The organism is Pseudomonadota bacterium, from assembly GCA_022572885.1.
Lineage (GTDB): Bacteria > Pseudomonadota > Gammaproteobacteria > Steroidobacterales > MnTg04 > MnTg04.
In genome coordinates this window covers 134,390-149,762 of record JACZVC010000002.1, presented here as the reverse complement: position 1 = coordinate 149,762, position 15,373 = coordinate 134,390, and the positions used below count along the sequence as shown (strand labels likewise).

Below are 15,373 nucleotides of genomic sequence, written 5' to 3'. Positions count from 1 at the left end.
ATGCGGCCATATTCTTCGTCCGTGAGGCCGTGCTCGCGGACGATTTCGGGCGTGATCTCGGTCATGACAAAGTGTCGATTAGGCTCTGGAACAGGACACGGCCGTCGGTGCCGCCGGTGCGACCGGTGCTGCCGGGCATCGATTCGCAAGCCCGTTCGGGATGCGGCATCAAGCCCAACACGTTGCGCTTCTCGTTCAATATGCCGGCAATGCCGTTGCGCGAACCGTTGGGGTTGTCTCCGGGCGCATAGCGAAAGGCGACGCGGCCCTCGCCCTCGAGGCGCTCCAGCGTTTCGTCGTCGGCGAAATAATTGCCGTCGCCATTGGCCACGGGAAAACTCACGACCTCGCCCGTGGCGTAATCGCGCGTGAAAGCCGATCGCGATTCCTCGACGACGAGTTTCACCGGCCGGCAAACGAATTTGAGACCGGCATTGCGCATCAGAACGCCGGGAAGAAAGCCCGCTTCGGTGAGAATCTGAAAACCGTTGCAAATGCCGAGCACCGAGACACCCTTTTCGGCCTTGTCCTTAACGTCACGCAAGATACGTGAATGGGCCGCCATGGCCCCTGAGCGCAAATAGTCGCCATAGGAGAATCCGCCCGGCAGCACGATAAGATCGACCTCGGGCAGTTCCGCGTCGCCATGCCAAACCATATGCGGCCTGGTTCCGGTAAGATTTTCAAGGGCCGTCGCCGCATCGCGGTCACAATTGGAAGCGGGAAAAACGACAATTGCCGATTTCATGCCACGAGCTCGATCTCGTATTTCTCGATGACCATATTGGTGAGAAGTTTTTCGCACATGTCCGTGAGTTGTGCGCGGGCGCGCGTTTCGTCGTCTTCGGCCAATTCGATGTCGATGATCTTGCCCTGGCGCACTTTGCCGACGCCGGAAAATCCGAGATTGGAAAGCGCTTGGCCGATCGCCTTTCCTTGCGGATCGAGCACGCCGTTTTTCAGGGTGACGAAGACACGGGCTTTCAAGACAGAAACTTCCACGACGAGACCCCCGCTTTCGCGGGGATGACCTTCGCTTCGCTCAGGTCACTTGACCAGGACCGGCCCCTTGACTTCAGCTTGGATCGATTCGGGCATGATGCCAAGGCGCCGCGCGACCTCCGAATAGGCCTCGGCAACGCCGCCCAGATCGCGGCGGAAACGGTCCTTGTCCAGTTTCTCGTTGGTCCGCACATCCCACAGCCGGCAGGAATCGGGGCTGATTTCATCGGCCAGCACGACACGCATAAATTCGTTTTCCCACAGCCGGCCAAATTCGAGCTTGAAATCGACCAGCTTGATGCCGACCCGTTTGCGGGGTCGAAAGCAGAGGCACTGTGGGCGGCAGGTATCAAGAAATGAATAGCGTTCACTCACCTCTTGAAATGGCTAAACTATAGTAATTAGAACTTGATCTGACAGCCTTAGATTATTTATGAACCCAACCGAGCTGAAAGTAGTCATTGAAGATCTTGAGCACCTTAGGGATGGTTGGGGGCCAGACATAAAGGACCCGGACATCAGGCGCGGTAGTTGCGTACTCCGTCGTCTTTTGGTTGAAAATATCTACAGTCGCGCTTGGCGAGCCGCCGGACTCAAACGACAACCAATTGTGATAGCTGTCGACCTCGACAAAATAATTGGCGGTGAGACTAAGTCAGTTGTTTGTTGTCTAGCTTGGGGTGCAAATTTTCGTGGGCTTTACATGGCAACGCCCCTAATTAACCGTGACGCTAAGCCTCTAGGAGATGCCTCGGTGCCGTTGAGAGAAAATACAAGCTCACACAACTGATGGAATTCTCGTAGAGCTGGTTGCGTTTGCTCAGGCTGTGGGTTTATCGGATGACGCAGCAAGGTTGATTAACGCGTTAAAAAAGTTACATTAGGTAACGTGACCTGCTGCGATTCGTGCCAACCATTTCAGACACCAGCTTCTAACCCTGTTCCCCCGGTGAGTTAGGTATAAGAAAAATCGTGCCGAAATCGTGCCAAACAGAGCCAAAAACAGACATATTAGGCACTACTTTGGCACGATTTTTTATTGTAACTTATTGTTTTTATTAAGATAGATGGCGGAGAGGGCGGGATTCGAACCCGCGGTACGGGGTTACCGCACACTTGCTTTCCAAGCAAGCTCCTTAAGCCACTCGGACACCTCTCCGTATTTGTCTCATCGCTTCTCTTCAAAAAACAATATGCCAGCCTAACCGGGCGGGATGAATTCGCACACGCTAGCGCGCGTGCTCACCCGCAAGCGGCGCGCAGGTTAGCGCAGGCCCCCTTCGCCATATCAATCGTCTGTCAGTCATCCTCGGGCACGCCCGCCTGCGGCGCCGGGATCTTGAAATCCTCCTGGTCGGGCATGACGGCAAAAGTCTTGCTGCCATAAAAAAAGCTGGGTGACTCTTTCAGGCACCTTCCGTTCTTGAACTGTTCGCCGCCGACCTCGCCGTCCGGGATCGCCTGAACGCTATCGTCAATTGGCGAATCCATTCCGGCGGGCACATGCATCGCTTCGCCCAGGGTCGCCTGCTGGTATGGCTGGGGGGTATCGCAACTGACCCCTGCGCATGCCGTCGTCAGCAAAACCATGGCCAGCAGCAGTGTGGTTGGTACAACTTTCATTCATTCACTCCATCGATATCGGCGTGTTCCATCGCCAGTTCAACAATCGCATGATATTCAGCCGCCAGTGGCGTCAATGGCAGCCTCAGGCCATCCGGGATCAGCCCCATGCGATGCAGCGCCCATTTTGCCGGAATCGGATTGGCTTCGACAAACAGATCGCGATGCAAAAGGCTGAGGGTCTCGTCTATATCCCTGGCTTCGGCCAGCTTGCCATCCTTTACCAGCGCGCACATCTCGCCAAACAGTTGCGGCGCCAGGTTGGCGGTCACCGATATTACGCCATCGGCCCCTGCCGCCATGCATTCCAGCGCCGTCTGATCGTCACCGCTGAAAATGGCAAAATCGTCGCCGCACAGGGCACGAATTTCCCGCGCTCTTTGATCACCGGCGGTTGCTTCTTTGACGCCGACTATACCCTTGAGTTCGGCCAGCCGCGCCACCGTCTCCGGTAGCATGTCGCAACAGGTCCGGACCGGCACATTGTATAGCAGTATCGGCGCCGGGCACTTTGCTTCGATGGCGCGGTAGTGCCGATACAAACCCTCCTGGGTCGGCTTGTTATAATAAGGAGTCACGATCAGGCAGGCATCCGCGCCCGCCTCGGCCATCTGCCGGCTGCGCTCGATGGTCGCGGCGGTCGAGTTGGTGCCGGAACCAGCGATCACAGGAATCCTGCCGTTGATGATCTTGACCGCCCGCTCGACCAGGGCGCGGGTCTCTGCGATCGTCAGCGTCGCCGACTCGCCGGTCGTGCCGGCGATGACGATACCATCGGTGCCGGATTCGACATGCCAGTCCAGCAGCCGGTCGAAAGCGTCCAGCGCAAGACCGCCCTCGGATTCCATTGGTGTGACCAGGGCCACGAAGCTGCCGGCAAACATCATGTTTCTCCATCGACCCGGGTACAAAAGCGGTGATCGCCCCGGGGCTGGCGATGGTACCGGCGATGTCCATGCACAGGCAAGGGCGCGGCGGCGATTTTTCTCCGGCTTGCCATGCCCGTTAAACGAGGTACACTGCAAACAGGTCGCCTCTGACCGGGATCGAAAGGCGAAGCGCCGCACCCCAAACCAGGCAAATGAAACAAAATATCGTTATTTCCATACTCGGTGAGCACCGGGCAGACCTGATTTCCGACATCACCCAGATCATTCTCGATTGCGGTGGGAACATCATCGAAAGCCGGATGAGCGTCGTCGCCGGCGAATGCACCTTGTTGCTGATGGTCGCCGGCGGCTGGCACACCTCGGGCAAACTGGAAAAAGGCCTGCAGGTATATGCCGACGAGTCCGCGCTGTTGATCCGTTTGCGCCTGGCGTCGAAAACGACCACCGAGCTGGACCGCGTACCCTACCTCATCGATGCGGTATGCCTGGACCAGCAGGGCATCGTGTACCAGTTGACCGGGTTTTTTGTCGAACGCAACATCGAGATCGCCGAACTCAATACCCGGAGCTATCCGGCTGCGCATACCGGCGCGCCGATGTTCGCCGTGCAGATGGCCATCAAGGTCCCGGCGCAGGCGCATATCTCGACCCTACGGGAAGAGTTCCTCGAGTTCTGCGATTCCATCAACCTCGACGCGATCATGGAGCCGGTGAAAAATTAGCGCGTTGTCATCGCCCGAGCGGAGAAATCCTTGACAAAACTCAGCATAGGAAAGAAAGTACCCGATTTTTCGGTCGCCGCCACCGGCGGCCAGATCGTCAGCCTCAAGGACTATCGCGGAAAAAACCTGGTGGTTTATTTTTACCCGAAGGACAGCACCCCGGGCTGCACGCTCGAGGGGCAAGATTTTCGGGACCAGCTCGCGAAATTCAAAAGGCAGAAAACGGTTGTTTTTGGCGTCTCCCGCGACAGCTTGTCGTCACACGAGCGATTCCGCGAGAAACAGGGCTTCAACTTCGATTTGCTATCGGATCCCGATGAAAAACTCTGCCGGCTATTCAATGTCATCCGCGAAAAGAACATGTACGGCCGCAAGGTCATGGGCATCGAAAGAAGCACCTTCTTGATCGACCAACAAGGGGTGTTGCGCCAGGAATGGCGCAAGGTTCGAGTCAAGGGACATGTCGCTGAAGTTTTGGATGCCGTGAAAACCCTTGGCAACTGAAGCATCGTTATTATAGGAGGAAATGATTTGACACCGATGGACCCGACTTCCCGCCGAGTTTTTGTTCTCGATACCAATGTATTGATGCACGACCCGGCCGCCATTTTCCGTTTCGACGAACACGACATTCACATTCCGATGGTGGTACTGGAAGAACTGGACGCCCGGAAAAAAGGGATGTCGGAGGAATCCCGCAACGTCCGCCAGATCAGCCGGTTTTTTAACGAGTTGATCGAAAACGCCAGCAAGGATGAGATAGGCCACGGCATTCCTTTGCCGACCGGCACTCACGACGATGGCAAACCCAAAGCGCAGACCGGCCGGCTGTTTTTCCAGACCCGGCCGGTGGGCAATGTACTGCCGGACGACTTGCCCGGGACGGTTGCCGACAACACCATCCTTGCCAACACGCTGTCCCTGCAGATCGAGCAATCCGATTGCCATGTAACGCTGGTATCCAAGGACATCAACCTGCGTATCAAGGCGGCAATCCTCGGTGTCCACGCGGAAGACTATTTCAATGACAAGGCCCTCGATGATGTCGATGTCCTGTTTACCGGCGCGGCAGCGCTGGCCCCGGATTTCTGGAGCGAGCACGGCAAGGAAATGGATTCCTGGAAAGAGGAAGGACGGACTTTTTATCGCGTCTCGGGACCTCAGGTCAGCAGCTGGTATCCCAATCAGTTTGTCTATACGGAAGACGAAAGCGCTTTTAACGCCTCCATCTGCCGCCTTGAAAACGGCGACGCAATTATCGAAACGGTGACCGATTACCGCAACGAGCACCACAACGTCTGGGGGATCACTGCGCGTAACCGCGAGCAGAATTACGCTTTGAACCTGCTGATGAATCCGAAAGTGGACTTCGTCACAATACTCGGCGCCGCCGGCACCGGCAAAACCTTGCTGACCCTGGCCGCCGGTCTTACCCAGACACTGGAGCAAAACCTCTACCGCGAGATCATCATGACCCGGGTTACGGTCCCGCTGGGCGAGGATATCGGTTTCCTGCCGGGCACCGAGGAAGAAAAAATGGAACCGTGGATGGGTGCGTTGATGGACAACCTGGAAGTGTTGACCGGCAGCGGCGAAGGCGGCGACTGGGGACGGGCCGCTACCCAGGACTTGATTCGCAACCGCATCAAGATTCGTTCGATGAACTTTATGCGCGGCCGTACTTTCCTGAACCGCTTTATCATTATCGACGAAGCGCAGAACCTGACATCCAAGCAGTTGAAAGCGCTGATCACCCGGGCCGGTCCCGGTACCAAGCTGGTCTGCCTGGGCAACCTCAGCCAGATCGATACGCCCTACCTGACCGAAACCACTTCCGGGCTGACCTATGTCGTCACCCGTTTTCGCGACTGGGGGCATTCCGGGCATGTGACCTTGATGCGCGGTGAACGCTCCAGGCTGGCCGATTACGCATCCGACACTCTGTAATGATGTTGTTTCTCAGATTATTTACTTAAACTATTGTTTTTCTTATTGTTTTAAACAAGGCCTGGGGTAGGCTCAAGGAACCCTTGGGCTTGGTTAGTGTCTAGACATCTGTCATGCTTGTGAACCGGTGCACCCCGGCGGAGACCAGATTTGCGTTGCCTGATTTTTTGTATGTCCCTGATTTTGCCGATGCTGGCCCAGGCCGCCACCGAGCCGTCTGACCTGCCCGATATTGGCAGCCCATCGGACTCGGTGTTTTCATCGATCGAAGAAGAGCAAATCGGCTATATGGTTCGCAAGCAACTGCGCGATAGCGGTCAACTGCTAAACGATCCGGAGGTCGAGGAATACATTCAGAACCTGGGCCAGACCCTGGTGGCGAACTCGAACGCCGGTGGCGAAGATTTTGAATTTTTTGTAGTCAACGATTCGAAAATCAATGCCTTCGCCCTGCCAGGTGGGTACATCGGCATCAATTCCGGTCTGATCCTCGCCTCGGAAAATGAAAGCGAACTCGCCGGTGTACTGGCCCACGAAATCGCCCACGTAACGCAAAACCATATCGAACGACGCATTTTCGACAGCCGGGGATCCAGTCTGGCGGCGACGGCGGCAATACTTGCAACCATTATTATCGGCTCCGCCACCGACGCGAGTGCTTCAACCATGCAAGGCGGCATTATGGCCGCACAGGGGCTGGCAATTCAGGCTCAGATCAATTACACCCGCGCCAACGAATACGAGGCGGACCGGATCGGAATCGGCACCCTGGCCGCCAGTGGTTTCGATCCCTATGGCATGACGTCTTTTTTCGCCAAACTTGGCAAGACCAATACCCGGGCGCCTGGTTCGATACCGGAATTTCTGCAAACTCATCCGAGCAGTTCGGCTCGGATTGCCGAGTCAACCAACCGCGCCGCACGCTACCAGGCGGTCGTCCGCGACGACAGCATCGGCTATCGCCTGACCCAGGAGCGGATCAGAGTGCGTGCGTTCCGGTCAGCCAACGAAGCGGTCGCTTACTACCGCAATACTGCCTACCTGCAGAACGTGCCGCCTGATCCGGCCTGGGTTTACGGCTCCGCACTCGCTTTGTTGCGGGCCGGCAAGGCGAACCAGGCGGCGGATATATTCCGTGAACTGCAGGTCGAAAATGAAAACATCATCGATTTGCATTCGGCCTACGGCCTGGCGCTGATGGCTGACGGCAGGCCCGAAAAAGCGCTGGCAGTTTTCCGGCGGGCCGTCGCTTTGTTCCCGCGCAATGTGCCGCTGACCATTCGTTACAGCCAGGTCTTGATGAAGGCAGATCGGCCGGACCAGGCGCATGAACTTTTGCTCGATCTGCTCAACAACATAACGCCAACCCCGGACCAGGCGAGACTGATCGCGAGGGCGGCCAATTCGGCCGGCGATGTGGCCGAAGCGTACTACTACATGTCGGAATATTATGTGCTGAACGGGTTGCTGCCGCAGGCGATTCAGCAACTGAAGCTGGCGCTCGAATTGCCCGGCCTCAATGAATTCCAGCGCGCCCGTTTCGATGCCCGCCGCGATGAACTCAAAGAATACCTGCCAAAAGAAGAAAAGAAGAAAAGACCGATACTAGAACGCAAGCCGGACCGCCGATTCGGCTACCGGTAATTCCAGCCTGCACTGCACCGCCCGGACCGCCCCCCGACAACAACGGCTTCAGGCAGCAGTTTCCATATCGGTCTGGTACCCACCGGAACTGGCCAGACCATTGAGGCGTGCTCGTTTGAGCAATGCCTGCTGGCCGTCACCGAGTCGTTCATCCTTGCCTTGCCAGGCGGCCAGCGCCGGCGCCTGTAAAGCGCGGCCATAGGAGAAGCTCAGTTTCCAAGGGTGCGGACCCATGGTGTTCATGATCCCCAGATGCTCGGTCGCCTCTTCAGCGCCTTGTCCGCCGGACAGGAATGCAATCCCCGGGACCTCCGCCGGCACCTGCGCGGTCAGGCAGTGCACGGTCGCCTCCGCGACCTCCCGCGGTCCGGCGCGATCGGCGCATTCGCTGCCCGAAATCACCATGTTCGGCTTTAACACGATGGCGGGCAAATGCACGCGGTGTTCGGCCAGCGCCGCAAAGACCGCGGTCAACGCCCGATTCGTTACCTCTTCGCACGCCGCCAATGTGTGCTTGCCATCCATCAGCACTTCGGGTTCGACTATCGGTACGATGCCGGTCTCCTGGCAAAGCGCGGCATAGCGGGCCAGCGCGTGCGCATTGGCCTGCAGGCAAAAATCGCTGGGGATGCCATCGCCGATGGTGATGACGGCGCGCCATTTGGCGAACCGCGCTCCCATTTCGTGGTACTCGGCCAGGCGTTCGCGCAGACCATCCAACCCCTCGGTGACTTTCTCACCGGGGAAAGCAGCGAGATCCTTGGCGCCGGTATCGACCTTGATCCCCGGGATGACGCCCAGGTTGGCCAGCAGCGCGGGAAACAGCACACCATCGGCGGTCTGTTGCCTCAAGGTTTCGTCATACAAGATTACGCCGCTGATGTAGTCGGCGAGGCCGGGCGTTGTGAACAGCATTTCACGGTAGGTCCGGCGGCTTTTTGCAGTTGATTCTGTGTCTATAAGGTCGAATCTTTTCTTGATCGTCGGGCCGCTTTCGTCGGCGGCGAGTATCCCCCTCCCCGGGGTAACCATCGCCAGGGCAACGGATTCCATATCCTTGAAACTCATCTTGTGATCTCCGGGTTTCGTGGTTTCAGCGAGCCTGCAATCGCGTTGCAGACCAGGACGCGCGACGGCGTCCCAAGTGGCGCAAGGATAGCAAATGCGGGGCCAAATGTGGCCAGGTTTCCTGCCGAAAGCGCTGAAAAATAAGGTTCCGGGCTGTTCTGGCAGGTCAATTAGTACTAAAATAGTCCTGATTGAGTACTCGAGGGTATTCCGATGCTGAAAATGAGCAGACTGACCGACTACGGAACCATGGTGTTGTCTTTCCTGGCAACTAACCCGACCCGGTGGCAAAGCGCTTCCGAGGTCGCGCGCGATACGCACCTGGCCTTACCCACAGTCAGCAAGCTGCTCAAACTGATGGCCCGCGCGGGCCTGGTGGTCTCGGCCAGGGGGGCCAAGGGCGGTTACCTGTTGTCGCGCGCACCTGAGGAGATCAGTGCAGCCGATGTGATCGATGCGCTGGAAGGGCCAGTGGCCATTACCCAGTGCAGTGGATCGGTGGGCCATTGCGAACTGGAGGATGTTTGCGGCGTCAGTTCGTCGTGGCAAAAAATTAACGTCGCGATCCGGCGCGCGCTGGATGAGGTTCGATTGCCGCACCTGGCCGCCGCCGAATTCAGAATGGCACCGATAAAACTGATGGGTATTCCGATTACCCAGGAGACCGACAGACGATGAGCAAGCAAAATCAGGAACTCGAAAATTTTATTGGCGGCCAGTACAAACACGGCTTCGTTACCGACATTCAATCGGACACGATTCCGCCCGGGCTCGATGAGTCGGTCGTCCGTGTGATTTCGAAGAAAAAGAAAGAGCCGAAGTTCATGCTGGACTGGCGGCTGCAGGCGTTTGCGCACTGGCAGACGATGGCGACCCCGGCGTGGGCCCATGTGCACTACCCGCCCATCGATTTCCAGGAGATTTCCTATTTCTCCGCACCGAAAACGTCCGACGACGCGCCGCGAAGCCTGGACGAGGTGGATCCGAAGCTGCTGGAGACTTATGAAAAGCTTGGCATCCCGTTGCACGAACGCGCCCGCCTGGCCGGCGTTGCCGTCGATGCGGTCTTCGACAGCGTATCGGTGGCCACGACTTTCAAGGCAAAGCTCGCGGAGGCCGGGGTGATTTTTTGCCCGTTCTCGGAAGCGGTGCAGGAACATCCGGAACTGCTCGAGCAATATCTTGGCAGCGTCGTCCCCTACACCGACAATTTTTATGCCTGCCTGAATTCGGCCGTGTTCAGCGATGGTTCCTTCGTGTTTATCCCCAAAGGCGTGCGCTGCCCGATGGAATTGTCCACCTATTTTCGCATCAACGAAGCCAAGACCGGTCAGTTCGAGCGCACCCTGATCATCGCCGAGGAAGGCAGCTATGTCAGTTACCTCGAAGGATGCACGGCGCCGATGCGCGACGAAAACCAGTTGCACGCCGCGGTGGTGGAACTGATCGCAATGGATGACGCGCAAATCAAGTATGCGACAGTGCAGAACTGGTACCCCGGCGACGCGGAAGGCCGTGGCGGTATCTACAACTTCGTGACCAAGCGCGGCGACTGCCGCGGTCACCACTCGCGCATTTCCTGGACCCAGGTGGAAACCGGTTCGGCGATTACCTGGAAATACCCCAGTTGCATCCTGCGCGGCGATCACTCGGTCGGCGAATTTTATTCCGTCGCGGTAACCAACAACCTGCAACAGGCGGATACCGGGACCAAGATGATCCATATCGGCAAAAACACCCGGAGCACGATCATCTCCAAGGGCATATCCGCAGGCCGGGCGAGCACTGTTTATCGCGGGCTGGTCAAGGTGCTGCCGGGAGCAACCGGTGCGCGCAATTTCACCCAATGCGACTCGCTGCTGATGGGTGACCGTTGCGCGGCGCATACCTTCCCTTACATGGAAGTCAAAGAACCCGATGCCCAGATCGAGCACGAAGCCACCACCTCGAAGATCAGCGAGGACGAGCTTTTTTATTGCCGCCAGCGCGGGATCGAGGAAGAAGACGCCATCAACATGATCGTCAACGGTTTCTGCAAGGAAGTGTTCAAGGAATTGCCGATGGAATTCGCGGTCGAGGCGCAGAACCTGCTCGCCGTCAGCCTTGAAGGCGCTATTGGTTGAGAAATTGGAAATAAATAAATGAGTAAAAACAATATATTACTGAATATTAATAAACTCAGCGTTAGCATTGGCGACAAGCCCATACTGCGCGATCTGTCACTGCAGGTTGCCGCCGGTGAAGTACACGCGATCATGGGTCCGAACGGTTCCGGCAAGAGCACGCTGGCGCAGGTACTCGCCGGTCGCGAAGGCTATGAAGTCAGCGGCGAGGTCAGTTACCTCGGCGAGGACATACTCGATCTCAGCCCCGAGGAAAGAGCGTGGCGAGGCCTGTTCCTCGCCTTCCAGTACCCGGTCGAAATCCCGGGCGTCAACAATGTCTACCTGCTCAAGGCGGCGCTGAACGCACAACGCAAATACCGTGGCGAGGCTCCGCTGGACGCGTTTGAGTTCCTGACCGTGATCCAGGAAAAAATGAAGCTGATGCAGATCGACGAGTCGTTTCTGAACCGCAGCGTCAATGCCGGCTTTTCCGGCGGCGAAAAGAAGCGCAACGAAATCCTGCAAATGGTGGTGCTGGAACCACGCCTCGCCGTGCTCGATGAAACCGACTCAGGATTGGATATCGATGCATTGAAAGTCGTCGCCAGCGGGGTCAATACGATGCGCGACCCGGAGCGCGCCATCGTCCTGATCACTCATTACCAGCGTCTGCTCGATTACATCAAGCCGGACAAAGTCCATGTGCTAAACGATGGCCGGATCGTGCGCAGCGGGGGGCCGAAACTGGCCCTGGAACTGGAAGAAAAGGGTTATGACTGGCTACGCCAGGAGGCCGTCAGCGCATGAGCGCGATGCTAGAAAGCCTGCAGGACAATTTCTCCCGTCAGCCGGAGGCCCCGGGGGGCGAATTCGTGCACCAGGTGCGCGCGCAGGCGATGCAGGAATTCCTGGATACCGGCCTGCCCGGCCCGCGTGACGAGTACTGGAAATACACGCGGCTGAGAATTATCGAGAAACAACCGTTCGCTCTACCCCTGGAACAGGCAGTTCCCGGCGGCGACATCGGGATCATAAACCTGGACGCGATCCGCATCGTGTTCGTCGACGGTCTCTATTCGCCGGCGCTGTCCGCCGAGTCCGAGTTTGCCGAAAACGGAATCCGCCTGCTGGCCGACGCCTTGCGCGACGATCCAGCCCTGGCCGGCGGGTTGCTGCCGCAACCCGACCCGGCGACGCACCAGTTTGCGGCGCTGAACCGCGCCTTCCTCGGACAAGGAGTCGTCATCGAGCTGGCGGCCGGGCAGGAACTGAGCCGTCCGCTGTACCTGTTGTTTTACTCGCAGAAAACCGGCCGGAACACGGCCAGCCACCCGCGGATCCTGATCCGGGCAGGCACCGACAGCAAGGCTTCGGTGATCGAACATTACGACGGCGCCCCGGGCAGCGCCGGTCTTTGCAACGCACTGACCGAGATCGACCTGGCCAGGGGGGCACAACTGACGCATTACCGTGTCCAGACCGAAAGCGACAGCGCTTTTCACCTGGGATCGCTGTTTGCGCACCAGGCGGAAGGCTCGCGACTGGTCAGCCACAACCTCAGCCTCGGCGGCAGGCTGGCCCGCACCAACATGCAATTCGAGCTGCTGGGCCGCGGCGCAGAGCTGGTGCTAAACGGTCTGTACCTGGCCGGCGGCAAACAGCATATCGACAACCACACGCTGGTCAACCATCGCGAGCCCGGCGCCAGCAGCTTCCAGGATTACCGCGGAATAATCGATGGCCAGGCGCGCGCCGTTTTTTGCGGCAAGGCCGTCGTGCATCGCGATGCACAACAAACCGTGGCGAAACAGAACAACCGCAACCTGCTGCTCAGCGAAGGCGCCGAGATCGACACCCAGCCAATACTGGAAATTTACGCCGACGATGTGCAATGCAGCCATGGCGCGACCATCGGCCGACTCGATAACGATGCCCTGTTCTACCTGGGTTCGCGCGGAGTCCCGGAAGACGAGGCCCGCGGCTTGCTGACTTTCGCTTTTGCCGAAGACGTCGTGTTGCGCCTGGAAAACCAGACCCTGCGCGCCGCGCTTTCCAAACACCTGATTGGCCGCCTGCCCGATCTCGAAAACGCTGACGAACTGGTGGCCACATGAGTGAGGCGCAGACAGCCAGGCAACAAGACACACCGGATTTCGCTTCGATCCGGGCCGATTTCCCGATCCTCGAGCAACAGATTCACGGCTGTCCGCTGGCCTATCTCGACAGCGCCGCGTCCGCCCAGCGGCCCCGCCAGGTCATCGACGCAGTCGCCGATTATTACCGCCACGATCACGCCAATGTTCACCGCGGCATACACACCCTGAGCCAGCGCGCAACCGAGGCCTACGAGGGGGCAAGAGAGTCGCTGCGCCACTTTATCAATGCAGCCAGCAGCAAAGAAATTATTTTTACCCGCGGCACCACCGAAGCGATCAACCTGGTGGCCCAGGCTTTCGCGCGCAGCACCTTAAAACCGGGTGACGAAATCCTGATCACCTGGATGGAACACCACTCCAACATCGTTCCGTGGCAAATGGTTTGTGAGCAGACCGGCGCAGTGCTCAAGGTCGCGCCGATCAATGACCGCGGTGAACTGGAACTCCATGCCTGGAAAAAACTGCTCGGCAATAAAACGCGGATCGCAGCGTTTGGCCATATTTCCAATGCGCTCGGGACCATCAACCCGGTACACGAACTCTGCGCGGAGGCCCGCCGGCGGGGAATCGTGACGGTCATCGATGGCGCGCAGGCATTGCCGCATGTCGGTGTGGACGTGCGCAGCATCGATTGTGATTTTTACGCGTTTTCCGGCCACAAGATGTATGGCCCGACCGGCATCGGCGTCCTTTACGGGCGCGAGGAAATACTGCAAAACATGCCCCCGTGGCAAGGCGGCGGCGAAATGATTCTTGCCGTGGACTTTGAGAAAACCGTGTATAACGAGTTACCGCACAAGTTTGAGGCCGGCACGCCGAACATCGCCGGCGCCATCGGCCTGGGTGCGGCGGTGGCTTACCTGGAAAACATCGGCATGGAGCGGATTGCCGCCCATGGTCATGAACTGATGCGCCTGGCATCCACAGCGCTCTCGGCTGTTCCCGGCCTGCGCCTGATCGGCACGGCCGAGCACAAGACCGCGCTGGTCTCTTTCGTCGTCGATGGGGTTCACCCGCATGACCTGGGCACGATCGCCGATCATCACGGGGTCGCCATCCGCACGGGTCACCACTGTGCGATGCCGGTCATGGAGCGTTTCGGGCTGCCGGCAACCGCGCGCGCGTCGTTTGGCATCTACAACACCGCGGCCGAAATAGACCAGCTAGTGGCCGCGGTCAGAGACGCCAAGGAGGTGCTCGGCTGATGGATCTGCGCCAGCTTTACCACGATGTGATCGTCGATCACAATCGCAGCCCGCGGAATTTTCGCCGGCCGGAAACAGTCGATCGCGTGGCCGAGGGCTTTAACCCATTGTGCGGCGACAAGCTGCACGTTTATCTTGACGTCGTGGATGGGAAAATCGCCGATGTCAGTTTCGAAGGCAGCGGTTGCGCGATCTCGATCGCGTCTGCGTCGATGATGACCGAAGCGTTGCTGGGCATGGACGAGAGCGAGGCCGAAGCATTGTTCAGCGAGGTGCATAGCATGCTGACGGAATCCGACTTTGCGCCAGACCCTGCGAAACTGGGCAAGCTGGCCGCGCTGGCGAGCGTCCGCGACTACCCGACCCGGGTCAAATGCGCCAGCCTGTGCTGGCATACTTTGCTGGCGGCATTAAACGACACCGGCGCCGAAGCGGCATCGGTAAGCACGGAATAAGCCATGAATTTTCATAACAGCGAACCGATCACCCTGTACCGCGACTGCCAGGCCGTGCTGATCCCGGCGGGCAACGAAGTGACGCTGCCGCAAGGCAGCATCGGCTATATCACGCAATCGCTGGGCGGCAGCTTTACCGTGTACATCGAAGGCAATTTGTTCCTGATCGCCGGTCGCGATGCCGACGCCCTGGGCAAAGACCCGGTTCCGCTCCCTACCCTGCCGGACAACGCGCAGGACGAGGATGTCGAAAAGGTGGTCTGGGAACAGCTCAGGACCTGTTTCGACCCGGAGATCCCGATCAACGTCGTCGACCTGGGGCTTATTTATAACTGCAAACTGAGCAAGAATGACGACGGTCAGCGCAGGATCGATATCGAGATGACGCTGACCGCGCCCGGCTGCGGTATGGGTCCAATGCTGATTCACGATGTGCGTTCGAAACTTGAACTGATCCCGACGGTTGAACAGGCACAGGTGGAACTGGTATTCGATCCGCCTTGGAACCAGAGCATGATGTCGGATGCGGCACGCCTGCAGACCGGCATGATGTAAA

The 15,373-nt window shown here is 58.2% G+C and carries 16 protein-coding genes, 1 tRNA gene and 1 pseudogene; 11 read left to right on the top strand and 7 right to left on the bottom strand.

The genetic code is table 11. The annotated features are described in order from the left end of the window. Nucleotides 1-61 precede the first annotated feature (61 nt). From purQ to IIA05_01520, 6 genes and pseudogenes are all read right to left on the bottom strand, one after another. The gene (gene purQ, locus IIA05_01545; GenBank protein ID MCH9025781.1) at nt 62-748 is read right to left on the bottom strand and encodes a phosphoribosylformylglycinamidine synthase subunit PurQ; all 687 of its coding nucleotides are present in this window, start codon (nt 746-748) and stop codon (nt 62-64) included. Beyond that, nucleotides 745-987: a phosphoribosylformylglycinamidine synthase subunit PurS gene (gene purS / locus IIA05_01540; protein ID MCH9025780.1), complete on the bottom strand. Its 243-nt coding sequence runs from the start codon at nt 985-987 to the stop codon at nt 745-747. Before purS ends, purQ begins: the two co-directional genes overlap by 4 nt. Before the next feature lie 60 nt (nt 988-1,047). Further along, a pseudogene (locus IIA05_01535) lies at nt 1,048-1,308 on the bottom strand (phosphoribosylaminoimidazolesuccinocarboxamide synthase). Between the two features lie 762 nt (nt 1,309-2,070). Beyond that, nucleotides 2,071-2,161: transfer RNA gene (locus IIA05_01530), tRNA-Ser, on the bottom strand. Between the two features lie 140 nt (nt 2,162-2,301). After that, nucleotides 2,302-2,625 (bottom strand): hypothetical protein, encoded by a 324-nt coding sequence (locus IIA05_01525; GenBank protein ID MCH9025779.1) that lies wholly within the window; start codon nt 2,623-2,625, stop codon nt 2,302-2,304. Beyond that, the gene (locus IIA05_01520) at nt 2,622-3,509 is read right to left on the bottom strand and encodes a 4-hydroxy-tetrahydrodipicolinate synthase (GenBank protein ID MCH9025778.1); all 888 of its coding nucleotides are present in this window, start codon (nt 3,507-3,509) and stop codon (nt 2,622-2,624) included. The genes IIA05_01525 and IIA05_01520 overlap by 4 nt, the downstream gene beginning before the upstream one ends. A gap of 197 nt (nt 3,510-3,706) precedes the next feature. Between IIA05_01520 and IIA05_01515 the strand changes: the two genes are divergently transcribed. The 4 genes from IIA05_01515 to IIA05_01500 all read left to right on the top strand — a co-directional run bounded on the left by IIA05_01515 (nt 3,707) and on the right by IIA05_01500 (nt 7,828). Next, nucleotides 3,707-4,237 carry a glycine cleavage system protein R gene (locus tag IIA05_01515; GenBank protein ID MCH9025777.1) on the top strand — a complete coding sequence of 177 codons (531 nt, stop codon included), beginning with the start codon at nt 3,707-3,709 and terminating at the stop codon, nt 4,235-4,237. 30 nt (nt 4,238-4,267) lie between these two features. Further along, entirely contained in the window at nt 4,268-4,741 is a 474-nt protein-coding gene (locus IIA05_01510) for a peroxiredoxin (protein ID MCH9025776.1), read from the top strand. Nucleotides 4,742-4,777: 36 nt separating this feature from the next. Then, the gene (locus tag IIA05_01505) at nt 4,778-6,184 is read left to right on the top strand and encodes a PhoH family protein (GenBank protein MCH9025775.1); all 1,407 of its coding nucleotides are present in this window, start codon (nt 4,778-4,780) and stop codon (nt 6,182-6,184) included. Nucleotides 6,185-6,355: 171 nt separating this feature from the next. Continuing rightward, the gene (locus tag IIA05_01500) at nt 6,356-7,828 is read left to right on the top strand and encodes a M48 family metallopeptidase (protein ID MCH9025774.1); all 1,473 of its coding nucleotides are present in this window, start codon (nt 6,356-6,358) and stop codon (nt 7,826-7,828) included. Nucleotides 7,829-7,876: 48 nt separating this feature from the next. Here the strand turns inward: IIA05_01500 and IIA05_01495 are convergent, their stop codons facing one another. Next, nucleotides 7,877-8,896: a fructose-bisphosphate aldolase class I gene (locus tag IIA05_01495; GenBank protein ID MCH9025773.1), complete on the bottom strand. Its 1,020-nt coding sequence runs from the start codon at nt 8,894-8,896 to the stop codon at nt 7,877-7,879. 213 nt (nt 8,897-9,109) lie between these two features. On the opposite strand from IIA05_01495, the gene IIA05_01490 reads away from it, so the two are divergent. The 7 genes from IIA05_01490 to sufT are packed head-to-tail and all read left to right on the top strand — an operon-like array spanning nt 9,110 to nt 15,372. After that, nucleotides 9,110-9,574 (top strand): SUF system Fe-S cluster assembly regulator, encoded by a 465-nt coding sequence (locus tag IIA05_01490; GenBank protein MCH9025772.1) that lies wholly within the window; start codon nt 9,110-9,112, stop codon nt 9,572-9,574. Continuing rightward, entirely contained in the window at nt 9,571-11,019 is a 1,449-nt protein-coding gene (sufB, locus tag IIA05_01485; GenBank protein ID MCH9025771.1) for a Fe-S cluster assembly protein SufB, read from the top strand. Before IIA05_01490 ends, sufB begins: the two co-directional genes overlap by 4 nt. Nucleotides 11,020-11,037: 18 nt before the next feature. Continuing rightward, nucleotides 11,038-11,808 (top strand): Fe-S cluster assembly ATPase SufC, encoded by a 771-nt coding sequence (gene sufC, locus IIA05_01480; GenBank protein MCH9025770.1) that lies wholly within the window; start codon nt 11,038-11,040, stop codon nt 11,806-11,808. Beyond that, the gene (sufD, locus tag IIA05_01475; GenBank protein ID MCH9025769.1) at nt 11,805-13,115 is read left to right on the top strand and encodes a Fe-S cluster assembly protein SufD; all 1,311 of its coding nucleotides are present in this window, start codon (nt 11,805-11,807) and stop codon (nt 13,113-13,115) included. The genes sufC and sufD overlap by 4 nt, the downstream gene beginning before the upstream one ends. Then, nucleotides 13,112-14,362 carry a cysteine desulfurase gene (locus IIA05_01470; GenBank protein MCH9025768.1) on the top strand — a complete coding sequence of 417 codons (1,251 nt, stop codon included), beginning with the start codon at nt 13,112-13,114 and terminating at the stop codon, nt 14,360-14,362. Before sufD ends, IIA05_01470 begins: the two co-directional genes overlap by 4 nt. After that, nucleotides 14,359-14,817 (top strand): SUF system NifU family Fe-S cluster assembly protein, encoded by a 459-nt coding sequence (locus IIA05_01465; GenBank protein MCH9025767.1) that lies wholly within the window; start codon nt 14,359-14,361, stop codon nt 14,815-14,817. The genes IIA05_01470 and IIA05_01465 overlap by 4 nt, the downstream gene beginning before the upstream one ends. Nucleotides 14,818-14,820: 3 nt before the next feature. Then, nucleotides 14,821-15,372, top strand: coding sequence for a putative Fe-S cluster assembly protein SufT (gene sufT, locus IIA05_01460; GenBank protein ID MCH9025766.1), 552 nt, complete (start codon nt 14,821-14,823; stop codon nt 15,370-15,372). The last annotated feature ends 1 nt before the right edge of the window (nt 15,373 follow it).